Origin of the sequence: Allostigmatella hybrida (genome assembly GCF_020103775.1) — a bacterium.
Classification (GTDB): Bacteria; Myxococcota; Myxococcia; order Myxococcales; family Myxococcaceae; genus Hyalangium; species Hyalangium aurantiaca.
This window is the reverse complement of record NZ_JAHXBH010000007.1, coordinates 109,524-133,856: the sequence shown is the minus strand read 5'-3', so window position 1 is coordinate 133,856 and position 24,333 is coordinate 109,524. Positions and strand designations below refer to the sequence as shown.

Genomic DNA, 24,333 nt, shown 5'->3' with positions numbered 1-24,333 from the left:
CGGGAGTGGACAGCGGCCCCCCGGGGGCCGGGCAGGCCCGTCACGTGCTATCCTCGCGGCCCATGAGCGACCCCACCGGAGGCTCCGAGTACGACTACGGCCGTTGCCCCTGCACCGGGCAATACGCTCAGCACCTCATCGAGGTGGAGCTGGCCGTGGCGCAGCGGACCGTGGTGCTCACGAACATCCCCCAGGGGGAGTGCGTCGTGTGCAGCTCGCAGGTCTACAAGATGCAAATCATGGAGCGGCTGGAGACGCTGATGCGCTCCGAGCAGAAGTAGGCCCGGCTCACCGCACCCGGGTGCCGTGCGGCAGGGGCCTGCCCACTTCCTCCTGGAAGTCCAGCAGGCGCTCCATCTCGCGCACCGTCTCGTCCGTGGCCTCCACCTCGGCGCTCACCACGTCGAGCTGCCGGTTCACCGTCTCCGGATCTCGAATGGTGATGGACTGCTCGTGCGTCAGCCGCATCAGGTCCTCGATGCCCGCGAGCTGATGGCTCACCACCTCGCGGCTCTCCCCGGCCTGCTCGAAGCGCGAGAGGCGCTTGCGCAGAATCTCCAGCCGCTTCTCCTTCACGTCCTTCAGCCGGGGGTTCGCCTCCTGGGCCACCTCGGCCTCCAGCTCGCGCAGCTCCTTCTCCAGCGGCTGGCGGTCGGCGCTGTTCAGGTAGGAGCGGTGGTGGTTGAGCGCGGACACCAGCCGCAGGAACGAGGTGAGCAGCGCGTCCAGCCGCGGCTCGCTGTCGGTGGACAGCATCTTGCCGGCAGGCAGCCGGCGGTAGTTCTCGAGGATCTTCTCCTTGAGCCCCACGAGCGACTGGTAGTGCTCGCGCTGGGAGGGCGCCAGCTCCGCGAGCAGCGCCTCCACTTCCTTGCGGCCCGCCTCCGGGGCCTCCTCGGCCGCGTGGTTGGCGCGGATGGCCCGCTGGAAGCGCTTCATGGACGGGACGATGCCCAGGTAGAGCCCCTCCACCCCGAGCGCCACCAGCGCCGGCAGCGGCTCGCCCGTCATCAGCGCCGAGGCCCCGGCCGTGAGCAGGCCCACGAGGTTCGCGGGCAACAAGAAGGCGGCCTTGAGGTAGCTGGGAGACTCCGCCACGGCATCCACTCCTGCCCTCGAAGGGGCGTCAGGGACCGCGGGCCTCCGAGACGTACTTCAACGCCCCCAGGTCCCGCGTGTCCTCCGCAGGGGGCGCCGGGGCGCGCTTGCGGAGCTTCTGGAAGAGCGCCGAGGCGCTCTGGAAGAGCTCGTCATAGGTGACGGGCGCCTCCCCGGAAAGGCCGAAGAAGGAGCGATTGTCCGCCAGTGTCGCCGGCGGGGCAGAGCGGATGGCCTCCGTGGGGTCTCCCAGGTAGGGCGCCACGTCCCCCAGCAGCCGCGCCGCCTGGGCCGGGTCCTTCTGCACGGCCTGCCCGGCATCCAGCAGGCCGCGAAGCACCCGCCGCACGGCGTCCGGGTAGCGCGCGGCGAAGTCCCCGCGGGCCACCAGCACCGTGGCCAGCAGGTGGGGCGCATCCGCGGTGGTGGCCAGCACCGCGCCGCCCCGGTCCCGGGCCGCCAGCTCCACGTCGCCCCACAGCCCCACCACCGCGTCGGCCCGGCCCTCGCGCAGCGCGCGGCCCGCATCCAGCGTGGAGGGCAGCTCCACCCACGTCACATCCGACATCCGCAGGCCGATGCGCGACAGCAGCCACAGCGCGAAGTAGTGCGAGGCGCTCGCCGGATAGACGCCCAGGCGCTTGCCGCGCAGGGACGCCAGGTCCGGCACCCCCACCGCCGCGAGCGCCTCCTGCCCCCGGCTCCGGCCCACCAGCATCACCGTGCGGGGCGCCGCGTCCCGCAGCGACGGGGTCCAGTCCGCCAGCCGGTCCACGGAGAGGGCCGCCATGTCCACGCCCCCGTTCTCCGCGCCGATGGCCAGCGCATGGCGCAGCTCCTCGTCCCGGGCGAAGAGCACCGCCCGGGCATCCAGCGCGTAGGCCGTCTTGAGCAAGCCCTGGGCCGCGCCCGGCGGGGCGCCCGGCGCATCCAGGGTGGTGGCCCCTCCGGTGGCGAGCAGCAGGGCGGCGGCCGAGCCCCTCGGGGAGAAGCCCACGAGCACGGGCCGCAGCGGCACCGAGGCCACATCCGCCACCGGGGCCGCCACCCCCGCGGGGAAGTCCCCGGGGGACAGGCGCACCGCCTCCTTGGCGGAGGGAAAGAAGCGCGCCTGGAGGCGGTTCAAGTAGCCCATCCGCGACGCGAGCGTGTAGCCCACACCGGACAGGCACAGGAGCAGAAACAGGAAGAGGCCGGGCCCGCGATGCAGCTTCATGGGAGTGGCCTCTTCCCGGGGGGAGGGCTACTTCACCTCCACCTTCTTGCCGATGGTCTTCTCCTGCCCGCCGCCCACGTCGGACACGGGCGCGGGGCTGTCCAGGCCCATCTCCATCTTGAACTGCTTGACCAGCTCGTTGGCCTGGATCTTCTCGGCCTCTTCCTCGATGGACAGCGCCTGGTGGTCCACCGACTCGAGCGCCATCTGCATGCGCGCCTCGTTCACGGCGGCGCGCTCGTTCACCTTGGAGATCATCTCATCGTGCGTGGCGTCGATGCCCGCGACGGTGAAGCTCTCCATGGTGTCGGCCACCTTGGACTGCCACTTGGCGCGGCGCGCGTCCCGGATGGCGGTCATCGCCTCCTGGGTCTTGCGCTCCTTCTCGCGCATGAACGCCTTCTTGAGGTTCAGCGCCTTCTCGTACGCCAGCTTCGCGGTATCGAGCTGGACCTGGTTGCGCTCGAGCGCCTGCTTCTCCATCTGCAGGCGTGTGGCGTACTGGGCCGCCAGGTCATCGCGGCCCGCCTGGATGGCGGCCTTCACCTTGGCGGTCAGCTCGCGCACGTCCTGCTGGTACTTGGTGTTCTCCTTCTCCAGCAGCGTCACGTTCGCCCGCACCATGGCGATGGACTCGTTCATCTTCGGAACCTGATCGTTCAGGTCCCGCACGTTCTGCTCGAGGATGAGCTCCGGATCCTCGATGGAGGAGACAAAGAAGCCCCCGAAGCTGCGCATTGCTCTCTTGAACCGTTGCCACATGGCGGCTGCTACCTCCTCCAAGGATTCCTTGCTTTGACCTTACACGATCCCAGCAACGCGAAGCGCTGTCCAACGCTCTCGTTCTACGCATGCCGGACAGGAAGGATTGCCTCCCCCACCCCTTTCCGCCCGGGTGCCCGGACGCGGGGGAACCTGCCGTGTCAGACCTTGGCGCACATGGCCGGGAACCCCCCGCTCAGGGGTTCACCTGCTCGACGATGCGGCTGGCATGCCTGCGGGCGTTGTCCGCGACTTCGGCGGGGTCCAGGGTGAGGAGCTTTCCGTCCTTGAGCACCAGCCGGCCGTCGATGACGACGTGGGAGACGTCGGTGGAGCGGGCGGCATGCACCAGCGCGCCCATCACGTCGCGGGGCACCGGGGTGACGTGCAGGCCGCGCAGGTCCACCACGGTGACATCCGCGCGCTTGCCCACCTCCAGGGAGCCCACCTCGGCCTCCAGCCCCAGCGCCCGGGCGCCCTCCAGGGTGGCCATCTCCAGCACGCGCAGGGCGGGCATGGCCAGGGGCCCCACCCGCGGCTTGTGCAGCAGGGCCGCCAGGCGCATCTCCACGAAGAGATCCAGGTTGTTGTTGCACGGAGCGCCATCGGCCCCCAGGCACACGTGCACCCCGGCATCCATCAGCTCGGGCACCTTGGCGATGCCGGAGGCCAGCTTGAGGTTGGAGCTGGGGCAGTGGCACACCACGGTGCCCGTCTCGCGCAACAGCCGCTGCTCCTCCGCGGTCAGCCACACGCAGTGGGCCAGCGTCACATGGGGCCCGGTGAGCCCCAGCGAGTGGAAGTAGGCCACGTTGTCCTGGCCCACGCGCTGGCGCACCACGTCGCACTCGGTGGCGTTCTCGCTGGCGTGCGTGTGCACGCGCACGCCCTTCTCCCGCGCCAGGTGCGCCACCTGCTTGAGCAGCGGCTCAGAGCAGGACAGCACGAAGCGGGGGGCGAAGGCGTAGCGCAGCCGGTCCCCGTGCGTGCCGTGCCAGCGCTCCAGCAGGGCCACGCTCTCGGCGAGGGAGGCCTTCGTCGTCTCGCGAAGCCCCGCGGGCAGCCCCTGCCCCGCGTCCATCATCGCCTTGCCGCCGGTGAGCCGGAAGCCGCAGTCCCGGGCGGACTCGAACACGGCGTCGTAGTGGCGCACCGAGCCCATGTCGAGCGCCGCCGTGGCCCCCGACTGGATGAGCTCCGCGAACGTCAGGTCCGCCGAGGCCCGCATCGAGTCCGCGTCATGCGCCGCCTCGAAGGGCCAGATGCGCTCGCGAAGCCAGTCCAGCAGCTCCATCCCATCCGCGTGGTTGCGGAACAGCGTCTGGCAGGCATGGATGTGGCCGTGGATGAGGCCGGGCATCACCACCTGCCCCGTCACATCCAGGGTGCGCCGCGCCACCCCTCCCACCTTCAACCCCCGGCCGATGCGGGCGATGCGGCCGTCCTGGATGAATACGTCCGCCCCCACGAGCACCTCGCGCTCGCGGTTCATCGTCACGACGGTGCCATTGGTGAGGAGCAGATCCACGTCGGCGGGCTTTACCACAGGGCCCGCCTGACTCAGAGGAAGTCGCGCGTGAACGCGTACGGCAGCAGCTCCCGGAGGCTGTAGCTGGCCTCCTGGTCCTGCAAAGTCCGGCTGCGGATGGGCAGCTCCGGCCCTGCGAACTCCGCCATCACCTGCCGGCACATGCCACACGGGGGGCACGGGGTGGGAGTGTCCACCACGATGGCCACCGCCACCGGCCGGGAGTGCCCCTGCGCCACCGCCGCCGCGAAGGCGTTGCGCTCGGCACACACCGTGAGTCCGTAGGTGGCGTTCTCTACGTTACAGCCCGCCACCACCGAGCCGTCCGCGAAGAGGACGGCCGCCCCCACCGGAAAGCGAGAGTAGGGCACATGGGCGCGCTCGCGCACCTTCGCCGCCTGCTGGAACAGCGACTCCCAGGGAATGTCCGTGGCCATGCGCCCTCCATTCGGGTTCAACGCTCAGGCTTAACGCGGGGACCGGTTCAGCTCCAGGTCATCCAGGTGCCGCGCGATGGCCAGCTCCTCCTCGACGGAGAGGTTGAGGAAGCGCACCCGCGCCGCCCCGCTGGGCTCACCCTGCGTCACCGGGAGCACCTCGCCCTTCACCTTCAGCTCATCCGGGGCGGAGGGCAGCAGCAGCCGCAGCTCCACCTGGGCACCGCCCTCCAGCGTGCCGCCGCGAAGGGCGCACCCTCCCAGCGACAAGTCTCCCTCATAGGCCTCGAACCCCGCCTCGCTCCCGGCGCGCCGCACGAGGAAGCGCATGGGAACCCGGGGAGACTCTCGCCGCTCTTCTGCCCCGGATACCGGGGAAATCTTGCTCTCCGCCATCGCAGTCGAATCCTTGCTCAGGTGCGTGCCACTCCGGGAAGAAAATCCGTGAGCAGCCGGGAAAAGATACCCGCTACGCGCTGGGCCGTCTCGGCCACCTCGTCGTGCGTGAGCAGCGCGGTGCCCACCCCCGCCGCCAGGTTGGTGATGCAGCTGATGCCCACCACGGGCACGCCCATGTGGCGGGCGGCCACCACCTCGGGCACCGTGCTCATGCCCACCGCGTCGGCCCCCAGGGTGCGCAGCATGCGAATCTCCGCGGGCGTCTCATAGGAGGGGCCCGCCACCATGGCGTACACCCCCTCGCGCAGGGGCACGGCCACCCTGCGGGAGGACTCCAGCAGGTGCGCCCGGAGCGCCGGGGCGTACGCCTGGGACATGTCCGGAAAGCGCGTGCCCCAGCGGTCCTCGTTGGGCCCCGCCAGCACGTTCCACCCGGAGAGGTTGATGTGGTCGGTGATGACCATCAAATCCCCAGGGGCGAACTGGGGGTGGATGCCCCCCGCGGCGTTCGTCACCACCAGGGCGCGGATGCCCAGCGAGCACAGCACCCGCGCGGGCAAGGCCACCTGCGCGGGCGAATACCCCTCGTAGGCATGCACGCGGCCCTGCATCGCCACCACCGGGGCGCCTCCCACCTCGCCGAGCACCAGCCGGCCCGCGTGGCCGGGCACCGAGGAGTGGGGAAAGTGGGGCAGCTCCGCGTAGGGGATGACCACCTTGCGCGCGAAGCTCTCGGCGAACGCCCCCAGGCCACTGCCCAGGATGAGGCCCACCTGGGGCACGAGGCCGCCCGCGCGCTGCCGGACCGCCTGCACCGTCTCCTGGATTTGCTCGTAAAGTCCCATTCCCCCGCCAGCATACCCCAGCGGGCGGGGGGCCGGGCAGCCGCCCTTCAGCGGCGCGTGCCGATCAGATGTTCCAGCGGACCATGCCCTGGAGCACGTTCTCGGTCTTGCCCTCGATGAGGTAGCGGTTCCAGGCCACCTGCCACTCGAAGCCCGCGTAGAGCTTGCCGGGGGTGAAGTGCAGGGGCTTGCCGAAGTCCCACAGGAACTGCGGCTGGGCGAGGAAGAACTGGTTGCCCTCGCTGCCCGCGTTGGCGCCCTTGCCGGCGCCCTCGCCGAACAGGCCCGTCTGGAAGAAGCCCGAGAGGATGAAGTCCTGGCTGAGGATGGAGAAGGACTTCTGGAAGGCCGCGCCCACCTGGAAGTCGATGCCCTCGAACGCGGCGTCATCGCGAATCACCGTCGTCACGTTCATGAAGTCCAGCACCGGCACCGCCAAATCCCACTGCAGGCCGTAGTAGCTGAGCATGCCGAACTTCGCCACGTGCTCGGCCTCGTACTTGAGGGACACGTCCGACAGCAGCCCCCACTGGAACTGACGGCCCGTGGCCTTCTCGGCGATCTTCTTGGGCGACAGCGTCACGGTGATGCCGCCGAAGAAGCCGCCCCGCTCGTTGGGGATGAGATCGCTCGCGGCGGGGCTGTTGAAGGGCCCGGTGATGTCGTAATACAGGAACATCGTCCCGTACTCCCACGCCTGGAACGCCTTGATGGACAGGATGGTGCGGGAGCCATCCCCGTTGAAGTCCTTGTTGAAGCAGTCGATGGAGCCCCGGTAGCGGCCAATCACGCCGTTGTCCTGCTTGATGTCGTCCCCGTTGCCCGTCAGGCAGGGAGCGCGCAGCAGTTCGAACCAGACGCCCGCGTGGGCGTTGAGCGGGGACAGGAAGACGGCGAAGAGCGTGGCGGCGAGTAGAGCGCTGCGAAACATGGAGGGGCCTCCCGGTGGCCCCCCGATCTCGCACGAGACCCGTCAGGTCTTCAAGAAATGTGACGGACAGTTTGGAAAGGACTTTATTCCAGCCGTTCCACGACGAGCGGCCGGGGCGCGGGAATGTGCGCCCCAAACGAATACGCGGCCAGCAGGCGCTCCTGCACGTCCTTCAGGGGCCCTTCATTGTTGTAGTGCACGCGCACCACGGGCTCACCGGCCTTCACGGGCTCGCCCACCTTGCGCAGCAGGGTGAAGCCCACCGCCGGATCAATGAGGCTGTCCACCCGCTGCCGCCCGGCCCCCAGGGCCACCGCCGCCAGCCCCACCGCCTCGGTGTCGATGGCGGTGACGAAGCCGTCCACGGGGGCCGGCACGTCGCTCGTGGCCCGGGCCTGCGGCAGGCGGGAGTAATCGTCGATGGCGCGGGGGTCCCCGCCCTGCGCCTGGACAATCTCCTTCAGCTTGCGCAGGGCGCTGCCATCCGCCACGGCGCGCTGCAGCAATTCGCGGGCCTGCTCCGGCGTGGCGGCCTTCCCGCCGAGCACCAGCATCTCCGCGGTGAGCGCCAGCGTCACCTCGGTGTAGTCCTCCGGCGCCCGCCCGTGCAGCATCTCCACCGCCTCCACCACCTCCAGCGCGTTGCCCACCGCGCGCCCCAGCGGCTGGTCCATGTCCGTCAGGAGCGCCGTCACCTTGCGGTTCATCGCCGTGCCCAGGGCAATCATCGTCCGCGCCAGGGCCCGCGCATCCTCCAGGCGCTTCATGAAGGCCCCGCTGCCCACCTTCACGTCCAGCACGAGCGCGTCGATGCCCTCGGCCAGCTTCTTGCTCATGATGGAGCTGGCGATGAGCGGCAGGCAGTCCACCGTGGCCGTCACGTCCCGGAGCGCGTAGAGCTTCTTGTCCGCGGGGGCCAGCGTCGCCGTCTGGCCGATGAGGCACACGCCCACGTCCCGCACCAGCCGCCGGTAGTCCGCCACGGACAGGTCCACCCGGAACCCGGGGATGGACTCCAGCTTGTCCAGGGTGCCCCCGGTGTGCCCCAGTCCCCGTCCGGAGATCATCGGCACGGGCACCCCACAGGCGGCCGCCAGCGGCGCCAGGCTCAGGGACACCTTGTCCCCCACCCCGCCGGTGGAGTGCTTGTCCACCTTGACGCCCGGCGTCTCGGACAAGTCCAGCACCTCGCCGGACTCGAGCATGGCCTGCGTCCAGGCACCCAGCTCCTGGGCATTCAGCCCCCGGAAGACGACCGCCATGCACAGCGCGGACATCTGGTAATCCGGAACATCACCCCGGGTGTAGGCGGCGATGAATTCCCGGATGCTCCCGGGGGGCAGGGGGTGGCCGTCGCGCTTGGCCTTGATGAGCTCGTAGGGTCTCACGGGTCCTGGCCATAGCAGGAACCCGGGCGGTGGGGTACCCATCACGAGCCAATCTCTTCCCTCACGTCCGTCATCTGGTAGATACGAGCCCCATGACCCGAACCCTCCGACTCTCCGTCCTGGCCGTCGCCGCGATCCTGGGCGCGTGCAAGAAGGAACAGCCCGCCGCCCCCGCCCCTGCCGCCGGACAGCAGCAGGCGCAGGGCCAGGCCGCTCCCCCCGCCGCGAAGACCCGCAAGGTGGGCCTCATCACCGATGTGGGCGGCCGCGGCGACAACTCCTTCAATGACGCCGGGTTGCGCGGCCTGGAGCTCTGGGCCTCGGGCAAGAAGTACGAGGGCGGCAAGTACGTCACCGCCTCGCCGGAGGACATCCAGAAGACCCTCACCCCGGACCTGCGCGCGCTCCAGTCCCCCATCGCCCCGCAGCCCATCGAGCCGCTGGTCATCCAGAGCAAGTCCCCGGAAGACTACGAGCCCAACCTCCAGCTCCTGGTGGACCAGGGCGCCGACCTGTCCGTGGGCAACGGCTTCATGCTGGAGACGGCGGTGGAGACCATCGCCAAGCGCAACCCCAACTCCCAGTTCCTGCTCATCGACAGCCCCCTGCTGGACGCGTCCGCGGGCAACAAGCCCTACACGCTGCCCAACGTGCGCACCGTCACGTTCAAGGAGCACGAGGGCAGCTTCCTGGTCGGCGCGCTGGCGGGCCTGGTGACGAAGACGGGCAAGGTGGGCTTCGTGGGCGGCATGGAGGTGCCCCTCATCAAGCGCTTCGAGGCGGGCTACCGCGCGGGCGTGAAGGCCACCCAGCCGAAGGCCTCCGAGTCACTGCTGGCCGTCTACTCGGGCAGCTTCGACAACGTGGCGGCCGGCAAGCAGGTGGCGCAGGACCTCATCTCCAAGGGCGCGGACGTCATCTACCACGCCGCGGGCGCCGACGGGCTGGGCGTCATCAAGGCGGTGGAGGAGGCGCGCGCCGCGGGCAAGTCCGTCTACGCCATCGGCGTGGACTCGGATCAGTCGCACCTGGCCCCCGAGGCGGTGCTGACCTCCATGCTCAAGCACGTGGACCTGGCCGTGTACGAGGCGGCCAAGGACCTGGCCGCGGGCAAGTTCACCCCGGGTGACCAGCTGCTGGGCCTCAAGGAGGGCGGCGTGGGCTACGCCGAGGTGCGCGTGGACTTCCCCGGCAAGGCCGAGGCCCTGCAGAAGGTGGAAGCGCTGCGCCAGCGCATCGTCTCGGGAGACCTGAAGGTCCCCGCATCCGTGGACGAAGTCTCCTCCTTCCAAGTCTCGCCCTGATCTCCCTTCGCCACATCCACAAGCAGTTCGGTGGCGTCGCCGCGCTGGACGACGTGTCGCTCGAGATCCGCGCGGGGGAGCTGCTCGCGCTGGTCGGTGAGAACGGCGCGGGCAAGTCCAGCCTGATGAACGTCCTGTACGGGCTCTACCACCCGGACGCGGGCGACATCCTGCTCGACGGCAAGCCGGTCCGCTTCAAGAGCCCCCGGGACGCCATCGCCCGGGGCATCGGCATGGTGCACCAGCACTTCATGCTGGTGCCCACGTTGACGGTGGCCGAGAACGTGGTGCTCGGCCGCGAGCCCTCGCGCTGGGGGCGCATGGACCCGGAGCGCGCGTGCGCCGAGGTGGCCGCCACGTGCCAGCGCTTCGGGTTCCAGTTGGATCCGCGCGCCCGCGTGGACTCGCTCAGCGTGGGCTCGCAGCAGAAGGTGGAGATCGTCAAGGCGCTGCACCGCGGCGCCAAGGTGCTCATCCTGGACGAGCCCACCGCGGTGCTGACGCCCCAGGAGTCCGAGGACCTGTTCCGCGTGGCGCGGGGCCTGGCGGCCCAGGGCCACACGGTGGTCTTCATCAGCCACAAGCTGCGCGAGGTGCTCAGCGTGGCCGAGCGCATCGCGGTGATGCGGCGCGGCAAGCTCGTCGCCGAGGTGAAGGCGGCGGAGACTTCGGCGAGCGTCCTGGCGAACCTCATGGTGGGCGAAGGCCGCACCGGGCCCTCGGTGACCGAGCCCTACCACCCGCCCACCGGCGGCGTGGTGGTCTCGGTGCAGGGGCTCACGGCGCGCACGGACGAGGGGCGCCCGGCGCTGCAAGGGGTGACGCTCGAGGTGCACGCCGGGGAAATCGTCGGCATCGCCGGCGTGGACGGCAACGGCCAGAGCGAGCTGGCCGAGGTGCTCACCGGCCTGCGCCCCCTGGAGGGCGGCCAGGGCACGCTGTTGGGCAAGCCGCTGCAACACCTCACGCCCGCCGAGGCCCGGCGCCGGGGGGTGGGCCACATCCCGGAGGACCGGCTCAAGCGCGCGGTCGTCAAAGGCATGAGCGTGGAGGAGAACGTGTCGCTGGGCCGGCAGGACCAGCCGCCCTTCACGCGAGGCCTCTGGCTGGACTTCGCCGGGCGGCGCGAGCGCACGCGGGCCCTGCTGTCCACCTACGACGTGCGGCCCCAGGATCCCCAGGTGGCCATCCAGGGGCTGTCGGGCGGCAACCAGCAGAAGGTGGTGGTGGCGCGCGAGCTGGACACCCGGCCGAAGCTGGTGGTGGCGGTGCAGCCCACGCGCGGGCTGGACATCAGCGCGGTGGCCCAGGTGCAGGCCCGGCTGCGCGAGGAGCGGGCCCTGGGCGCGGGCGTGCTGCTCATCTCGCTGGACCTGGAAGAGGTGCTGGCCCTGTCGGACCGCGTCTACGTGCTCTTCGAGGGGCGCGTGACGGGAAGCTTCACCCGGCCCGAGTTCGACGAACAGGAGATGGGCCGGCGCATGATGGGAGCGGACCATGGGTGAGCGCTGGCGCTCGGCGGTACCGTCCCTGCTCTCCGTGGTGCTCGCCCTGGGGGTGTGCTGGGTGGCCATCGCGCTCACGCGGGACGCGGAGGTGGCGGGCGAGGCCTACCTGCAGATGCTCTACGGCGGCCTGGGCCAGTGGCCCCGGTTCCTGGAGACCGGGGACGTGGGCACCCTCACCCGGCCCCTGGGCGAAGCGGCCATCAAGGCCGCCATCCTGCTGCTGACGGGCCTGTCGGTGGCGGTGGCCTTCAAGGCGGGCCTGTTCAACATCGGAGCCCAGGGCCAGATGCTGCTGGGCGCGCTCATGGCGGCCCTGGCCGGCGCGCACCTCTCCCTGCCCTCGGTGCTGCACGTGCCCGTGGCGCTGCTGGCCGCGGCGGTGGCCGGCGCGGCCTGGGCCCTCATCGCCGCGGCGCTCAAGCTGATGCGCGGCGTCCACGAGGTCATCAGCACCATCATGCTCAACTGGGTGGCGGTGAGCCTGGTGGACAACTGGCTGGCCGTGGGCCCCCTGCGGGCGGCCGTCAGCGGGGGCCACTCCATCTCCGGCACGGCGGAAATCCTCCCCAGCGCGCAGCTGCCCCGGATGCTCGGGGACTTGTCGCGGCTCAACCTGGGCTTCGTGCTGGCGCTCCTCATCGCCCTGCTCGTGTGGGTGGGGCTGTTCCGGACGCGCCGGGGCTTCGAGATCCGCGCGGCGGGCCTGGGGGCCGACGCGGCCCGGACGGCGGGCATCGCCGTGAAGCAGCGCACGGCGGAGGCCATGGGCCTGGCGGGCGCGCTGGCGGGCCTGGCGGGCGCGCTGCTGGTGCTGGGCACCGAGTTCCGCTACCCCGGCTCGCTGGGGGCCCCCTACGGCTTCGACGGCATCGCTATCGCCCTCATCGGCAACAGCCACCCGGTGGGCGTCACCCTGTCGGCCCTGTTCTTCGGCATCCTGCGCGCGGGCGGCACGCGGATGCAGCTCCTGGGCGTCCACAAGAGCTTCCCGGAGCTCATCCAGGGGCTCGCGCTGCTGTTCGTCGCGGGCCGGCTGGTGTGGCTGAGCCTGCTGCGCAAGCGCCGCGCCGTGTCCGCTTCCACCGAGGTGCCCCGTGCTTGAGCTGCTCGAGGCCCTGCTGTTCTCCACCCTGGACGCGGCGCCCGCGCTCATCTTCGCGGCGCTCGGGGGGGTGCTCTCCGAGCGCGCCGGCGTGGTGAACGTGGGGCTGGAAGGCCAGATGCGCGTGGGTGCGTTCTGCGCGGCGGTGGCGGCCCTGTCGATGCCCACCCCCCTGGCGGTGATGGTGGGCATGGTGGCCGGCGCGGGCCTGGCCTCGGTGCATGGCTACCTGAGCATCCGGTGGCGCTCGGATCAGGTGGTGTCCGGCATGGCCATCAACCTGGTGGCCATGGCGGGGGGCACCTTCCTCCTGGAGGCGCTCTACAGCCCCAACGGCACGCCGCCCATCGCGCAGTTGCCGCGCTGGAACCTGCCGGGGCTCGCCGAGGTGCCGCTCTTGCGCGCCCTCTCGAACCACCCGAGCCTGGCGTACCTGGCGCTGCTGCTGCCCTTCGTCTTCCATGCCGTGCTGCACCACACCCCCGTGGGCCTGCGGCTGCGCGCCGTGGGCGAGAAGCCGCACGCGGTGGCCACCCTGGGGCTGAGCGTGGCGGCCCTGCGCTGGGGCGCGGTGGTGGGCGGGGGCTTGCTCGCCGGCCTGGGCGGCGCGGTGCTCTCCACCGCCGTGCTGGACCGCTTCGAGCAGCACACCCCCGCGGGACTGGGCTTCATGGCCCTGGCGGCCGTGGTGTTTGGCCGGTGGACCCCCCTGGGGGCCTTCGCCGCCGCCCTGTTCTTCTCCTTCGGCAACGCCCTGCGCATCGGCCTGGCCTCCAGCGCCCCGGGCCTGCTCGACGTCATCCCCCAAGGCTTCCTGCTCGCCCTGCCCTACCTGCTCACGCTGATTCTCCTGGCCGTCCAGGGACAACGCAGCAGCGCGCCCGCGGCCCTGGGCACCCCCTACGAGCAAGAGTCGCGCTGAAAGCAGCCCCTCCCCTGGCGTTGGGGTCGAGCCGACCTGGGTCTTTTGAGCCCAAGGGTTTGCTTTGACCCCTGCGCTTTTGCCTACCTTTCATGCCATTTTCAAATTCTAAGAATAAGTGACTTTCCCAACCCTCTGCCGTTGCTTGGGAATCTCTTCCCTCGCTTCAAAACTTGGGAAAAAATTAAGTCGCTGAAAACTAGGCACGCATCTCGCAGGTGGGATGATTCCTCACGGAACTTCGACCGACCTGGGTCCCTTCAAGGGGGTGCGAGATGATGGCGACGACGGCAACGACGGCAACCCCTCGCAAAGCCCTGTCGGTGGATTCCCAGGCGCTCCACCGCATGAGGTCCTTCCCGGTGGAAGGCGGGGAGGCCACCAACAACGTGGTTTCCCTGGAAGCCTACCTGCGCGAGTCCCTGCCGGTGGAGCTGGGCCGCGTGGCCGAGGAAGTCATCGGGCAGATGGCGGGCGAGGGCCGCCTGGCGGGCATCGAGGTGCTCTACCACCTGGCCGAGGAGCCCGTGCAGGTGGAGCTGCCCCGGCGCCCGTTCGAGCAGGTGGTGGAGCTGCTCGTGGCCGCCTCCGCCCAGGCGATGCTCGGCGTGGCCGGCAAGCCCCACGTGCTGCGCGTCATCATCGAGGCGGCGGATGCGTTCGGTGACTACGGCCCGCGCCTGCGGCTGCAGGACACCGGCGAGGCCGTCCCCGCCGCCACGCTCGAGGCGGTGGCCGAGCGCGTGGAGAAGCTCGGCGCGAAGCTGACGGTGAAGAACCGGCCCTCGGGTGGGAACATCTTCGTGGTGGAGATGCCGCCCGAGGAGCTCGCTTCCTGGTAGCCGCCGTTAGAACTTCACCGCCACGCCCAGCAGCGTCTCCAGGGTGAAGTAGGCCTCCTCACCGCCCAGGCCCCTTCCCTCCCCCGGTACCAGGGAAGGGCCCATGCGGACGTTGGCCGTCACCGCGAGGTTGCGGTCGAAGAAGTACTCCAGCCCGCCGCCCACCAGCACGGGCACCACCGCCCCGCCTCCCTCGCCAAAGTAGACGTGGAAGGGCACATCCAGCCCCACGTTGACCATCAGGGTGTTGCCCACGGGAACGCCCACCACGAGCCCCACCGGCAGCGTCAGCCCCACCTGGGTGTCGCCCTCGTGGAAGTAGAAGAGCAGCCCCGGCTGGAAGGTGGCCGCCAGGGCCACGGTGTCGAGCTGCAGCAGCTTCAGCCGCGAGGAGCCCTGGAACTTGAGGCCCGGCTCGACGACTTCGACGAGGCCCTCCTGGCCATAGTTGAAGGTGAACCGGCCGCCCAGGTCCACGTTGGGCGACATGCCCCGGAGCACCGCCAGCGACAGCCCGGGCCAGCCGGCCTGCCCGGAGAACACGGTGTTGCCCTCGCCCACGGTGTCCGCGGCGAGCGCGGACCACCCCTGGCCCCGGCCATAGGAGACGGCCTCCTGCGCGAGCGAGACGGACGAAGCCAGGACACAACCAAGAACCAACATGGGAGCAAACCGCTTCACGAAGCCCTCTGCGAAAAGGGCCGCGCGATGGGCGCGGCCGGTGGGAAGACACAGGATGCCTAAGCGGGCTGGCCCCGCTCCCGCGCGAGCGCCACGAAGGCGTCGATGAAGGTGCGCAGGTGCGCCTCGGCCCGCGCGCGGGCCTGCACCAGCGGCTCGCCTCCGGCGGGGGCCTCCTTCAGCTCGAAGTAGTATTTGATCTTCGGTTCGGTGCCCGAGGGCCGCAGGGTGACCCGCCCCCCGCCCTCCAGCTCGAAGGCGATGACGTTCGAGGGTGGAAGCCCCTGCACGCCCTTCTTGTAGTCCTTGGCGTTCTGGACGGCGTAGGCGCCGACCCGCGAGGGCGGCTGCTTCCGGAAGCCGTCCATGATGCGCGCGATGGTCTGGGCCCCCTCGGCGCCCGGGAACGTAAAGTTGCGCTGGGCCCCGACGAACAGGCCATGGCGGCGCTGAATCTCTTCCAGGTAGCCGGGCACCGACACCCCGCGGGACTGGCACCAGGCGGCCAGGTCCGCGAACACCAGCGCCGCGCTCACGCCGTCCTTGTCCCGCACCACCGGGCCCACCGTGTAGCCCAGGGCCTCCTCGTAGCCGAAGACGAACTGCGTGCCCTCGTCGCGCTCGCGCTCCAGCGCTCGGTTGGCGATCCACTTGAAGCCGGTGAGCACCTCGTCGAACGCCACGCCCAGGTCGCGGGCAATCTGCCCGAGCTGCACGGACGAGACGATGGTGGTGGCCACGTGGGGCTTGGCGTGCTGGGGCCCCTGGGTGAGCAGGTAGTGCCCCAGCAGCACGCCGATCTCGTTGCCGGTGAACATGCGCAACGTCCCATCCTTGTCCCGCGCCATCACCGCCAGCCGGTCCGCGTCCGGATCATTGGCGAGCACGAGGTCCGCCTTGTGCCGCTCGGCGGCGGCGATGGACAGGTCCATCGCGCCCGGCTCCTCGGGGTTGGGGAAGCGCACGGTGGGAAAGGTGCCGTCCGGCCGCTGCTGCTCGGTCACCGGGTGGAAGCGCGAGAACCCCGCGGCCTTCATCACCCGCTCCATCCACTCCCCGCCCACCCCGTGCATGGCGGTGTAGACGATAGAGAGCGCGTCTGCCCCCTTGCCGAACACGCGCAGCCCGAGCAGTGCCTGGAGGTACGCCTCGCCCATCGACTCGGGGATGTCGCGCCAGAGCCCCCGCTCCCGGGCCTCGGCGGGGCGGAGCAGCCGCACCTGGTTGGCAGGCTCCACCGCGTCGATGGCGGCGGCGATGCCCAGATCATGCGGCGGGACAATCTGCGCGCCGTTGCCCCAGTAGACCTTGTAGCCGTTGTACTCGGGGGGGTTGTGGCTGGCGGTGACCATCACCGCGGCACACGCGCCCAGGCGCAGCGTGGCGAACGCCGTCAGGGGCGTGGGCACGAGCCCCGGAAACACGAGCGCGGGAATGCCCTCGGCGGCCAGCACGCAGGCGGTGTCCTCGGCGAACTCGGCGCTCATCCGGCGCCCGTCCCGGCCGATGACAACGCCGCGGGAGGCGGCATCCGGCACCTGGGCCTTGAGGTAGCGCGCCAGCCCCGCCGAGGTGCGGCGCACCACGGCCCGGTTCATCCGGTTGGGGCCCGCGCCCAGCACGCCCCGCAGGCCCGCGGTGCCGAACTCCAGGTTGCCCGCGAAGCGGTCGGCCAGGTCCGCCGTGTCCTCCTGGGCCAGCACCCGGCCCAGCTCCTCGGCCGTCGCGGGGTCCGGGTCCGCCTTGCGCCACGCCTCTGCCTGCTCTCTCAGTCCGATGGTGCTCATATGCCCCTCCGCTCCCCCCGTGGCGCACGCGTACCGTGCGCCACGCGTTCAGGTGTAATCGGTGAGCTTGCGCCGCGTGGGCCCGCCCTTGGGCTTGTCCTTGTTGCCCTGGCAGTCCACGCAGAACTCCACGTAGGGCACGGCCTTGAGCCGGCCATAGGGCAGCTCGTCCCCGCACTCCTCGCACTCGCCGAAGCTGTCCGGATCGTTTCGCAGCTTCCCCAGCGCCTTCACCACGCGCGCCAGCATCCCATCCGTGTTCCGGTTCCGGCTGGAGGCGATGGCCTGCATCATCTCGTTGAGGGGCTGCTCGTCCTCATCCCCGCCAATGCGCGCATCGTCGGTGCGGTTGGGTTCGATCTTCAACGGCACCTTGCCCGTCAACTCCGCATGCAGGGCCAGCAGCAGGGTCCGCATTTCCTCTCGCTGAGCATCCGTCACAAGCGCTCCCAGGGCTCGCTGGGTTCAGTACTTCGCGGTGGACTTCTGGCCGCTGACGATGGCCACCGAGGCGGACGCGCCCAGACGGTTGGCGCCGGCCTGAATCATCTTCATTGCGTCCTCGGCGGAGCGCACCCCGCCGGAGGCCTTCACACCCACCTCGTCGCCCACCACCTCGCGCATGAGCGCCACGTCCTCCACCGTGGCCCCGCTGGCGCTGAAGCCCGTGGAGGTCTTCACGAAGGCGGCCCCCGCGGCCTTGGAGAGCACGCAGCCGATGATCTTCTCCTCGCGCGTGAGCTGGCTCGTCTCCAGGATGACCTTCACCGGGTACGGGCGGCTCGCGTCCACCACCTGGGCGATGTCCTGGTGCACCCGGGCGTAGTCCCGGGACTTGAGCGCCCCGAGGTTGATGACCATGTCGATCTCCCGCGCCCCGGCGCGGATGGCCTCGCGCGCCTCGAAGGCCTTGGCGCTGGAGAGCGCGGCGCCCAGCGGGAAGCCCACCACGGCGATGGGCACCGTCTTCGAGCCCTCCAGCACGCGCGCCACCAGCGCCACGTTGGACGAGTTCACGCACACCGTGGCGAAGCCGTGCTGCCGGGCCTCCTCGGCCACCTTGAGGAGCTCCTCGCGGCTGGCCTCGGGCTTGAGCAGCGTGTGGTCGATGTACGGCGCCAGGTCCCCGCCCGTGCGCAGGGACTCCGGGGATACCCGGGCCGTGGCCACCTTCACCGAAGGCCCGGGGCCTTCGCCCGGGAGTGAAGTCCGCCCGCCGTCCGAGGGAGCGCCTGGAGGGGTGAGAGGGACTTCGTTCATGCCTGCCCGCGCGGAGATGGTGTCAGCCTCGGCCATGGCGGCGGATGTAGCCTAGATGGGCCCCCCTCGGGAAGCGCCCGGACGAGGCCCGGGCCCCATGCGCCCAGTGCCGCACACCCGGGGCAGGCAGTAGAGTCGCCGGGTGATGGCCCTCCCACCGCGGCTCTGTCTGCTTTTCATCCTCCTGCTGGCCTCGGTGGGGCTGGCGGCCCCCGTGCCCGCGCCCCCGGGCAAACCCCTCACCGTGCACTTCTTCGACGTGGGCCAGGGGGACGCCGCGCTCGTCATCTCGCCCACCGGCAAGACGGTCCTCATCGATGGGGGGCCCCCGGAGGCCGGCCTGCGGCTGGTGGAGCGGCTGCGCCAGCTCGTCCACGCCCCGTTGGATCTCGTCATCCTGACCCACCCGCACCTGGACCACCTGGGGAGCATGCGGGACGCCATTCAGGCCGTGGGGGCGCGGCGCTTCATGGACCCGGCGTTTGACCATCCGAGCGCCGCGTACCGGGACCTGCTGGAGTTCGTGGGCCAGGAGGTGGGCCAGATGATGACCGCCAGCCCCAACCCGAAGGCCCCCAGCACGTTCCTCACCATCGGGCTGGGCGAGGGCGTGCAGCTGACCCTCTACTGGCCCCGCCACCCGCTGGAGCCCTTCCTGAAGGACACCCGGTCCGATGCGAACTCCAACTCCATCGTCGCCCGGCTCTCCTACGGAAAGACGTCCTTCCTCTTCACCGGCGACGCGGAGCCGGACACCGAGCAGGCCTTGCTCCAGAGGAACCTCCCCCTGGCCTCCACCGTGCTGAAGGTGGCGCACCATGGCGGGAGACACTCCTCCACGGCGCCCTTCCTGGCCGCGGTGAACCCCCAGGCGGCCGTCATCTCCTGCGGCGCGAACAACGAGTACGGCCACCCCAACCCCGAGGCGCTGGAGCGCCTGCAGGGCGTGGGCGCGCGCATCCTCCGGACGGACTTACAGGGGGACATCCAGGCCACCAGCGATGGCACCACCGTCACCTTCCAGACCCGGCGCGAGGCGCCCCCCACCAAGCCCGCGCCCCCTCCGGAGCGCCCCTCCACCACCACCGCCCCGGAGGCCCCGCGCTACATCAGCCTCAAGGGCAGCCAGGTCTTCCACCGGGAGGACTGCGCCACGCTCAAGCGGGCGAAGACGAAGGAGCGGAAAATCTATACCCGCCGCGCGGACGCCCTCCGGGAACGCCGGGCCGCCGAGGACTGCCACCCATGAACGCGCGCCTGCTGCCCCTGCTGGCCCTGCTCCTTGCCACCGCGTGCCAGGAGCCGCCCGCGCCCCCTGCCCCGCCGCCGGCCCCCCCGCCCCCCGCCGCGAAGCGCTACTTCGCGAAGCCCGCGGATGGGAAGCTCCACGTCTACTTCCTGGACGTGGGCGCCGGGGACGCCGCGCTCATCGTCTCGCCCGAGGGGCACACCGTCCTCATCGACACGGGCCCGGCCGCCTCGCTCAACTACCTGGTCAACCGGCTGCCGGAGCTGCTCGCCACCCGGTTGGATCTCGCCATCCTCACCCACCCCGCCCCGGACCACTACGGCGCGCTCGATGCAGTGCAGAAGGTGGCGGACATGCGCCGGCTGCTCGAGCCGCAGCTGCCCGGGACGGCCCCGGAGTACGACGCCCTGCTCACGGCCCTGGGCACCCGGGGCGTGGAGATTTTCTCCCCGGCCCCCAACCCCAGCCACCCCAACGAGCCGATGCGCCTGCCGCTCGGCGGGGGCGCGGAGCTGACCGTCCTCTGGCCGCGCGCCCCCACCGAGCCCCTGCTGGCCGTGGAGGGCGCCGGGCACGCCGCCAACTCCATCGTCCTGCGGCTCACCTATGGGGAGACGTCGGTGCTCTTCATGGGCGATGCCCGCGCCGAGACGGAGGCCCTGCTGCTCAAGCGCCAGGAGCCCCTGCGCGCCATGCTCCTCAAGGTGGGCGCGCACGGCGCGGCGCTCGCCACGAGCGCGGAGTTCCTCCAGGAGGTCCGCCCCCAGGCCGCCATCCTGAGCCTGGGCACCGGGGGCCCCCCGGACCTGCCCGCGCCGGACACGCTGGCGAGGCTGGAGGCCGCCAAGGCCACCGTGTTCCGCACGGACAAGGACGGGGAGATTCACGCGGTGAGCGACGGCAAGCAGTTCGTCCTCACCCCGCAGCGGCTCCCCCCTGGGAAGAGCGCCCTCACCGAGCACGTCTTCGTGCCCGAGGAGGAGGAGGACCCCCTGGCCGTGCCGCTCGTCGCGCCCTCCAAGCCGGAGCCCGCGAAGAGCCCCCCGCCCCCCGCCCGGGCCGTCGCCTTGAAGACACGCGAGACCGAGGACCTCTCCCGCTTCGGGCAGGTGGTGGACATCGATCAGCTGCCCAAGGCGGAGCGCACCTCGCGGCAGCCCTCGAAGCCCAAGGCCACCGCGGCGATGGAGCGGTATGTGGCCAGCCGCAAGAGTGACGTCTTCCATGTCCCGGAGTGCCGCAATGCCAAGCGAATCTCGCCGGAAAACCTCATCACGTTCCGCACCCGCGAAGAGGCCGCCAAAGAGCGCCGGCCCGCCCGGGACTGCAACCCCTAGGAAAGCCAAGGGCCGCGCCATGAGCCAAGCCACCGTGGATCGCTTCGAAGAGGACCTCGCCGTGCTCATCGTGGACGGCCGCGAGGTGACGCGTCCCCGGGCCGGGCTGGCCCCAGGCGTGCGCGAGGGAGACGTCATCGACCTGGCCACGGGCCAGGTGGACGCGAAGGCCACCGAGGCCCTGCGGGAGGAGGTGCGTCAGGCCCGCAAGCGCGCGAGCCGCAAGCCGCCTCCCCCCGGAGACTTCGAGCTCTAGGGCGACATCGCCCCGGAGGACAGAACGAGCGGAATCTCCAGGTCCACATCCTCCCCGGCCTCGAAGGGGGGGAAGACCATCCGCTTGGCGCTCTTCTTGATGCAGTCGCCCACCGGGGACTTGTCCAGCTCCTTGCGGTCCAGCGAGGCCTTCTTCACGGTGCCCGAGGTGCCCACGGTGGCCGTGAGCATCACCTTGCCGCCGCGGAACGAGGGGTTCTTGCGGAGCTCGCGCTCCACACACCCCTGGATGGCGCCCTGGGAGCTCTCCACCACCCGCTTCACCTCGTCCTGCGGAGGCCCTGCCTTGCCCGCGGCGCCCTTGGCCGCGGCGGCCGCGTCCTCCCGGACGGCGGGCCCCTCATCCTCCTTCTCGGAGTCCGCATAGATGGCCTCCAGCCCTCCGGTGGCCTTGCCCGTCTCCGGGTTGGCGGGCGGCGGGGCCGCCTCCGGCTTCTGCGCCCCCTGGGGCTTCTTCTCCGCGGGGGGCACGGGGGCGGCCGGGGGCTTGCGGCCCAGGAGCCGGTCCCTCAGCTCGCTGACGCCCTCGCCCGAGAAGAACAGGGACTTCTCGACGGTCTCGCCCTTGGCGTTCACCACCTTCACCTTGGGCACGAAGTTCAATCGGTCCGCGGCGAAGACGCCGCCGACCACCAGCCCCACCGGCACCAGGATGAAGAGCGCCACCTTCCAGATGGGATTGCGCCGGGTGACGCCCGACTGCACCATGAAGTGGCGCGTGTCCTCGACGGGCTTTCCATCCTTGCCCTGGCCGCCCGGCACGCCGGCCAGCGGGTCCGCGTCGCCCTCCGGGGGATAGGGGCCCGTCTCGTCCCCATCGCCCTTGAGCGGCAGGTCCAGGTCGGAGAACAGATCCCCCATGCCCGCGTCCTTGCGCTGCGGGGCGGTGGGCTGCTCGGCCTCGTCGCTCCAGGGCTGCTCGGGCTGCTCGGGCTGCTCGGGCTGCTCCGGCTCGTTCCAGTCGGACGAGGACTCCGCGGCGGGCGCATCGTCCCAGGGGGCCTGGGCCTGCGCGGCGGGCTCGGGCTCCGGCTCGAACCGGGCGTGCTGGGGCTCGGCCTCCGCGGGCGGATCCAGATCCCACGGCGCGCGGCCCCCCTCGGCGGCGGCCGGAGCGGGGGCCTCCTCCCAGGGCGGATCCGCCTGAGGGGCGGGCTCGGGTTGTGCCCGGGACGCGGCCCCACCCCGGTTCCCACGGGCCTGCGTCGTGACAGGCTCCGAGGACAGGAGGGGCGCGGGCGTGGGCACAGGCACGGGCGCCGGCGCGGGCGGCGGGGCGAAGATGCCCGCGAGCTCCGGGACGTCCGAGCCCCGCTTCCAGTCGGCCATGCCCTGCTGCCAGAAGAAGCTGCGCGCGGAGACGGCACCGCTGGCGACGAGCGCGCTCAGCCCCGCCTCATCCAGCGGGCCTTCCTGCTTGCTCTTCACCATCACGAACCACTGCACGCCCGACGAGCGGCCGGGCGCGGCGCGGGTAGGCTCCTCCTCGCCCCAGGGCGCTTCCGAGGCGGCGGGGGCCGCGGATTGGGAGGCCGCCAGGGAGCGCTCCTGCTCCCGGAGCCGCTCCACGTCCGCGAGCGACACCACGCGGGTGCTCTCTTCCAGCTCCTGGGGAGGCCCCTGGACGGAGATGACGTTCTGGCAGTTTTTGCAACGGACCTTGACGGTCTTCCCACGGACCTTTTCATCCGCGATGGAGTACCGCCGCTGACACTTGTCACAGGAGAAGTTCAAGGGGACGATCGATAGCGCGTGAGAAACACGGCCCGGAATCTACCCCTATACGCTTCGAGCGCAAAACGTCCCGTTGACTCCTAGCCACGAGCCAACTATGCACCCGCGCCTCAGTTAGGATTCAGCTTTCCCTCGTCTCCCCCGAAAGGTGGCGCGATGCCGGCGAAGGACCTCGGGAACAAGTACGTCTGCTTCAAGTGCAGCACGAAGTTCTACGACATGAAGAAGCCGGATCCCCTCTGCCCCAAGTGCGGAGCGGATCAGCGCGAGAGCCCGGCTCTCAAGCCGGCTACGGAAGGGCGCCGGGGCCGCTTGGCCTCCACCCCGAAGGTCATCGAGCCCATTGAGCCCGAGGAGCCAGAGGCCGCCGAGGCCGAGGAGGAGGAGGACTTGGACTCCTTCGACGAGGAGCCCGTCGAGGCCGAACAAGAAGAGGAGATTTAAGCACCGGCAGCACCGGGTGGGTCGCTTTCCACCCAGCCGAAGGGGCCTCCGCTCATGGGCGCGAGGTCCCTTCTCCTTTGCGGGCCCTTCAGTTCCCTGCGACGAGCTTCACCTCGACTTCCAGCGCGGCCACGGTCTGGCGGATCTGCTCGTAGAGCGTGGGCCCCATGGTCTGCATCCCCACGGGGCGCGCGGCCGGCTTCGGGCTGGCAGGGCGGACGTCAACCATCCCCTGGACTCGCTTCTTGGTGTGCATCGGCAGTCACCTCCTGTCTGACGTTGCAAACCCGGACGTAGCAATTTTGTCGCCACGCCTGTTCTTTTTTTTGCCTACCCAACATTTCAGCCACTTGCGCGGCCCGCGGGCGCGGCCCGGGAGCCGCACTGGGAACAACTGTGTCCCAGAAGGTCTCTTTTTCGTCATTTGTGACCCAGGCGGCTCAATGCAGCGCGCTCACGGGCCAGGCCTGGTCGGCCTGCTGCGTCTGCCCCTCCTTGAGGGTGAAGGAGCGCGTGGCGTCGGGCAGCCGGGGGTGCCAGAAGAGCACCGTGTGGGTGCCCTCGGGCACCTCCAGGCGGAAGCGGCCCTTCTCGTCCGTCGTCGTGAAGTAGGGATGGTCGAACGTGCGAATCACGGCCCGCATCCACGGGTGGACATCGCACTTCACCTGCAGCACCCCGGGGGCGGCCGGCAAGGGCCTGCGCAAGCTGGTGCCCTCCAGCGGCATGGCCACATTGAAGAGCGGCTGGGCGCCGGCGGCCGCGCGCACGTTGTGCATCACCGGGTCCGAGTTGCGCACCTCCAGGGTGGCGCCCACCCGCGCGGCGAGGATGGGAGGCTCGTAGGCACACTTGCGCTGGTCCAGCACCGGGGGTGGCGGCGTGAGCCCCTCCTCGGGCAGCGAGGCACCCTCCACGAGCGCCACCACCACATGGGCCAGGGCTCCCTCCTCGCCCACGGCGAGGGAACGGTCGGGCACCGTGTCCCCACACACCGCGGCCACCGAGGCCGTGGTCTCCCGCATCTGGGGCGGAGGCGGCGTGCCGGTGAGCCGGACCTGGCCGGTGAGGAGGCCGCGTCCGGCCGGCGGGGCGGCGGCTCCCGCCTTGGCGGGAGGGGAAGCAGGCGGCACGGGGCCCGGGGCCGAAGAGGGCCGGCAGTCAGGAAGGGCCACGCCGAGCAGGAGAGCACCAAGGGGCAAGAGCTTGCGCACGAGCCCCCTCTAATGGGTCTGCGGGAGCGTTTCAAATGGCGCCCACCCAGCGGCTCCCATAAAGGATAG

The 24,333-nt window shown here is 70.8% G+C and carries 26 protein-coding genes; 10 read left to right on the top strand and 16 right to left on the bottom strand.

What is annotated here, in order from left to right; genetic code table 11:
* Nucleotides 1–62: 62 nt before the first annotated feature.
* Nucleotides 63–281, top strand: a complete 219-nt coding sequence (locus KY661_RS14770) for a hypothetical protein (protein WP_075006991.1) — start codon at nucleotides 63–65, stop codon at nucleotides 279–281.
* A gap of 7 nt (nucleotides 282–288) precedes the next feature.
* On the opposite strand, the gene KY661_RS14765 is transcribed toward KY661_RS14770, so the two are convergent.
* The 9 genes from KY661_RS14765 to KY661_RS14725 form a co-directional block, all read right to left on the bottom strand.
* Nucleotides 289–1,098, bottom strand: a complete 810-nt coding sequence (locus KY661_RS14765) for a hypothetical protein (protein ID WP_075007064.1) — start codon at nucleotides 1,096–1,098, stop codon at nucleotides 289–291.
* A gap of 28 nt (nucleotides 1,099–1,126) precedes the next feature.
* Nucleotides 1,127–2,314 carry an ABC transporter substrate-binding protein gene (locus KY661_RS14760; protein ID WP_075006992.1) on the bottom strand — a complete coding sequence of 396 codons (1,188 nt, stop codon included), beginning with the start codon at nucleotides 2,312–2,314 and terminating at the stop codon, nucleotides 1,127–1,129.
* 27 nt (nucleotides 2,315–2,341) lie between these two features.
* On the bottom strand, nucleotides 2,342–3,076 hold the full coding sequence (locus tag KY661_RS14755) for a PspA/IM30 family protein (protein WP_225410811.1): 735 nt from the start codon (nucleotides 3,074–3,076) through the stop codon (nucleotides 2,342–2,344).
* Nucleotides 3,077–3,272: 196 nt separating this feature from the next.
* Nucleotides 3,273–4,604: a 5'-deoxyadenosine deaminase gene (locus tag KY661_RS14750; protein WP_225410969.1), complete on the bottom strand. Its 1,332-nt coding sequence runs from the start codon at nucleotides 4,602–4,604 to the stop codon at nucleotides 3,273–3,275.
* A gap of 32 nt (nucleotides 4,605–4,636) precedes the next feature.
* Complete coding sequence (locus tag KY661_RS14745) at nucleotides 4,637–5,041, bottom strand: cytidine deaminase (protein WP_225410810.1); 405 nt, start codon at nucleotides 5,039–5,041, stop codon at nucleotides 4,637–4,639.
* A gap of 30 nt (nucleotides 5,042–5,071) precedes the next feature.
* A complete protein-coding gene (locus KY661_RS14740; RefSeq protein WP_225410809.1) occupies nucleotides 5,072–5,437 on the bottom strand; it encodes a PilZ domain-containing protein in 366 nt (121 codons plus the stop codon).
* Between the two features lie 17 nt (nucleotides 5,438–5,454).
* Nucleotides 5,455–6,285 carry a purine-nucleoside phosphorylase gene (locus KY661_RS14735; RefSeq protein WP_225410808.1) on the bottom strand — a complete coding sequence of 277 codons (831 nt, stop codon included), beginning with the start codon at nucleotides 6,283–6,285 and terminating at the stop codon, nucleotides 5,455–5,457.
* Between the two features lie 64 nt (nucleotides 6,286–6,349).
* Nucleotides 6,350–7,216 (bottom strand): hypothetical protein, encoded by an 867-nt coding sequence (locus tag KY661_RS14730; protein ID WP_075006998.1) that lies wholly within the window; start codon nucleotides 7,214–7,216, stop codon nucleotides 6,350–6,352.
* Nucleotides 7,217–7,299: 83 nt separating this feature from the next.
* On the bottom strand, nucleotides 7,300–8,604 hold the full coding sequence (locus KY661_RS14725; RefSeq protein WP_075006999.1) for a thymidine phosphorylase: 1,305 nt from the start codon (nucleotides 8,602–8,604) through the stop codon (nucleotides 7,300–7,302).
* Between the two features lie 92 nt (nucleotides 8,605–8,696).
* Between KY661_RS14725 and KY661_RS14720 the strand changes: the two genes are divergently transcribed.
* The 5 genes from KY661_RS14720 to KY661_RS14700 all read left to right on the top strand — a co-directional run bounded on the left by KY661_RS14720 (nucleotide 8,697) and on the right by KY661_RS14700 (nucleotide 14,282).
* The gene (locus KY661_RS14720) at nucleotides 8,697–9,908 is read left to right on the top strand and encodes a BMP family lipoprotein (protein WP_225410807.1); all 1,212 of its coding nucleotides are present in this window, start codon (nucleotides 8,697–8,699) and stop codon (nucleotides 9,906–9,908) included.
* A 53-nt stretch (nucleotides 9,909–9,961) separates the two neighbouring features.
* Complete coding sequence (locus tag KY661_RS14715; RefSeq protein ID WP_225410806.1) at nucleotides 9,962–11,413, top strand: ABC transporter ATP-binding protein; 1,452 nt, start codon at nucleotides 9,962–9,964, stop codon at nucleotides 11,411–11,413.
* Complete coding sequence (locus tag KY661_RS14710) at nucleotides 11,406–12,518, top strand: ABC transporter permease (RefSeq protein WP_225410805.1); 1,113 nt, start codon at nucleotides 11,406–11,408, stop codon at nucleotides 12,516–12,518. Before KY661_RS14715 ends, KY661_RS14710 begins: the two co-directional genes overlap by 8 nt.
* Nucleotides 12,511–13,440, top strand: a complete 930-nt coding sequence (locus KY661_RS14705; protein WP_225410804.1) for an ABC transporter permease — start codon at nucleotides 12,511–12,513, stop codon at nucleotides 13,438–13,440. The genes KY661_RS14710 and KY661_RS14705 overlap by 8 nt, the downstream gene beginning before the upstream one ends.
* Nucleotides 13,441–13,715: 275 nt before the next feature.
* Nucleotides 13,716–14,282, top strand: coding sequence for a sensor histidine kinase (locus KY661_RS14700; protein ID WP_225410803.1), 567 nt, complete (start codon nucleotides 13,716–13,718; stop codon nucleotides 14,280–14,282).
* A gap of 6 nt (nucleotides 14,283–14,288) precedes the next feature.
* Here the strand turns inward: KY661_RS14700 and KY661_RS14695 are convergent, their stop codons facing one another.
* The 4 genes from KY661_RS14695 to deoC all read right to left on the bottom strand — a co-directional run bounded on the left by KY661_RS14695 (nucleotide 14,289) and on the right by deoC (nucleotide 18,010).
* Nucleotides 14,289–14,945, bottom strand: coding sequence for a hypothetical protein (locus tag KY661_RS14695; RefSeq protein WP_225410802.1), 657 nt, complete (start codon nucleotides 14,943–14,945; stop codon nucleotides 14,289–14,291).
* Nucleotides 14,946–15,022: 77 nt separating this feature from the next.
* A complete protein-coding gene (locus tag KY661_RS14690) occupies nucleotides 15,023–16,750 on the bottom strand; it encodes a phospho-sugar mutase (protein WP_225410801.1) in 1,728 nt (575 codons plus the stop codon).
* Between the two features lie 48 nt (nucleotides 16,751–16,798).
* On the bottom strand, nucleotides 16,799–17,167 hold the full coding sequence (locus KY661_RS14685) for a TraR/DksA family transcriptional regulator (protein ID WP_075007006.1): 369 nt from the start codon (nucleotides 17,165–17,167) through the stop codon (nucleotides 16,799–16,801).
* Between the two features lie 48 nt (nucleotides 17,168–17,215).
* Entirely contained in the window at nucleotides 17,216–18,010 is a 795-nt protein-coding gene (deoC, locus tag KY661_RS14680; RefSeq protein ID WP_225410800.1) for a deoxyribose-phosphate aldolase, read from the bottom strand.
* Between the two features lie 145 nt (nucleotides 18,011–18,155).
* Between deoC and KY661_RS14675 the strand changes: the two genes are divergently transcribed.
* The 3 genes from KY661_RS14675 to KY661_RS14665 are packed head-to-tail and all read left to right on the top strand — an operon-like array spanning nucleotide 18,156 to nucleotide 20,852.
* Entirely contained in the window at nucleotides 18,156–19,259 is a 1,104-nt protein-coding gene (locus KY661_RS14675) for a ComEC/Rec2 family competence protein (protein WP_225410799.1), read from the top strand.
* Nucleotides 19,256–20,596 carry a ComEC/Rec2 family competence protein gene (locus KY661_RS14670; protein WP_225410798.1) on the top strand — a complete coding sequence of 447 codons (1,341 nt, stop codon included), beginning with the start codon at nucleotides 19,256–19,258 and terminating at the stop codon, nucleotides 20,594–20,596. The genes KY661_RS14675 and KY661_RS14670 overlap by 4 nt, the downstream gene beginning before the upstream one ends.
* Nucleotides 20,597–20,615: 19 nt before the next feature.
* Nucleotides 20,616–20,852: a DUF3006 domain-containing protein gene (locus KY661_RS14665; RefSeq protein WP_225410797.1), complete on the top strand. Its 237-nt coding sequence runs from the start codon at nucleotides 20,616–20,618 to the stop codon at nucleotides 20,850–20,852.
* Here the strand turns inward: KY661_RS14665 and KY661_RS14660 are convergent.
* A complete protein-coding gene (locus KY661_RS14660) occupies nucleotides 20,849–22,606 on the bottom strand; it encodes an AgmX/PglI C-terminal domain-containing protein (protein ID WP_225410796.1) in 1,758 nt (585 codons plus the stop codon). The genes KY661_RS14665 and KY661_RS14660 overlap by 4 nt on opposite strands.
* A gap of 156 nt (nucleotides 22,607–22,762) precedes the next feature.
* Here KY661_RS14660 and KY661_RS14655 point away from each other — a divergent pair, with 156 nt between their 5' ends.
* On the top strand, nucleotides 22,763–23,050 hold the full coding sequence (locus tag KY661_RS14655; protein WP_225410795.1) for an FYDLN acid domain-containing protein: 288 nt from the start codon (nucleotides 22,763–22,765) through the stop codon (nucleotides 23,048–23,050).
* 88 nt (nucleotides 23,051–23,138) lie between these two features.
* On the opposite strand, the gene KY661_RS14650 is transcribed toward KY661_RS14655, so the two are convergent.
* Together KY661_RS14650 and KY661_RS14645 are read right to left on the bottom strand one after the other, a co-directional pair.
* On the bottom strand, nucleotides 23,139–23,306 hold the full coding sequence (locus KY661_RS14650) for a hypothetical protein (protein ID WP_225410794.1): 168 nt from the start codon (nucleotides 23,304–23,306) through the stop codon (nucleotides 23,139–23,141).
* Between the two features lie 184 nt (nucleotides 23,307–23,490).
* The gene (locus KY661_RS14645) at nucleotides 23,491–24,264 is read right to left on the bottom strand and encodes a cupredoxin domain-containing protein (protein ID WP_225410793.1); all 774 of its coding nucleotides are present in this window, start codon (nucleotides 24,262–24,264) and stop codon (nucleotides 23,491–23,493) included.
* Nucleotides 24,265–24,333 lie beyond the last annotated feature (69 nt).

What these genes read in the sequence shown, in the direction of transcription:
- KY661_RS14770 (WP_075006991.1), top strand. Translation starts at nt 63, where the DNA reads ATGAGCGACCCCACCGGAGGCTCCGAGTACGACTACGGCCGTTGCCCC.
- KY661_RS14760 (WP_075006992.1), bottom strand. Translation starts at nt 2,314, where the DNA reads ATGAAGCTGCATCGCGGGCCCGGCCTCTTCCTGTTTCTGCTCCTGTGC.
- KY661_RS14755 (WP_225410811.1), bottom strand. Translation starts at nt 3,076, where the DNA reads ATGTGGCAACGGTTCAAGAGAGCAATGCGCAGCTTCGGGGGCTTCTTT.
- KY661_RS14745 (WP_225410810.1), bottom strand. Translation starts at nt 5,041, where the DNA reads ATGGCCACGGACATTCCCTGGGAGTCGCTGTTCCAGCAGGCGGCGAAG.
- KY661_RS14740 (WP_225410809.1), bottom strand. Translation starts at nt 5,437, where the DNA reads ATGGCGGAGAGCAAGATTTCCCCGGTATCCGGGGCAGAAGAGCGGCGA.
- KY661_RS14735 (WP_225410808.1), bottom strand. Translation starts at nt 6,285, where the DNA reads ATGGGACTTTACGAGCAAATCCAGGAGACGGTGCAGGCGGTCCGGCAG.
- KY661_RS14730 (WP_075006998.1), bottom strand. Translation starts at nt 7,216, where the DNA reads ATGTTTCGCAGCGCTCTACTCGCCGCCACGCTCTTCGCCGTCTTCCTG.
- KY661_RS14720 (WP_225410807.1), top strand. Translation starts at nt 8,697, where the DNA reads ATGACCCGAACCCTCCGACTCTCCGTCCTGGCCGTCGCCGCGATCCTG.
- KY661_RS14710 (WP_225410805.1), top strand. Translation starts at nt 11,406, where the DNA reads ATGGGTGAGCGCTGGCGCTCGGCGGTACCGTCCCTGCTCTCCGTGGTG.
- KY661_RS14700 (WP_225410803.1), top strand. Translation starts at nt 13,716, where the DNA reads ATGATGGCGACGACGGCAACGACGGCAACCCCTCGCAAAGCCCTGTCG.
- KY661_RS14695 (WP_225410802.1), bottom strand. Translation starts at nt 14,945, where the DNA reads ATGTTGGTTCTTGGTTGTGTCCTGGCTTCGTCCGTCTCGCTCGCGCAG.
- KY661_RS14690 (WP_225410801.1), bottom strand. Translation starts at nt 16,750, where the DNA reads ATGAGCACCATCGGACTGAGAGAGCAGGCAGAGGCGTGGCGCAAGGCG.
- KY661_RS14685 (WP_075007006.1), bottom strand. Translation starts at nt 17,167, where the DNA reads ATGCGGACCCTGCTGCTGGCCCTGCATGCGGAGTTGACGGGCAAGGTG.
- deoC (WP_225410800.1), bottom strand. Translation starts at nt 18,010, where the DNA reads ATGAACGAAGTCCCTCTCACCCCTCCAGGCGCTCCCTCGGACGGCGGG.
- KY661_RS14675 (WP_225410799.1), top strand. Translation starts at nt 18,156, where the DNA reads ATGGCCCTCCCACCGCGGCTCTGTCTGCTTTTCATCCTCCTGCTGGCC.
- KY661_RS14670 (WP_225410798.1), top strand. Translation starts at nt 19,256, where the DNA reads ATGAACGCGCGCCTGCTGCCCCTGCTGGCCCTGCTCCTTGCCACCGCG.
- KY661_RS14665 (WP_225410797.1), top strand. Translation starts at nt 20,616, where the DNA reads ATGAGCCAAGCCACCGTGGATCGCTTCGAAGAGGACCTCGCCGTGCTC.
- KY661_RS14655 (WP_225410795.1), top strand. Translation starts at nt 22,763, where the DNA reads ATGCCGGCGAAGGACCTCGGGAACAAGTACGTCTGCTTCAAGTGCAGC.
- KY661_RS14650 (WP_225410794.1), bottom strand. Translation starts at nt 23,306, where the DNA reads ATGCACACCAAGAAGCGAGTCCAGGGGATGGTTGACGTCCGCCCTGCC.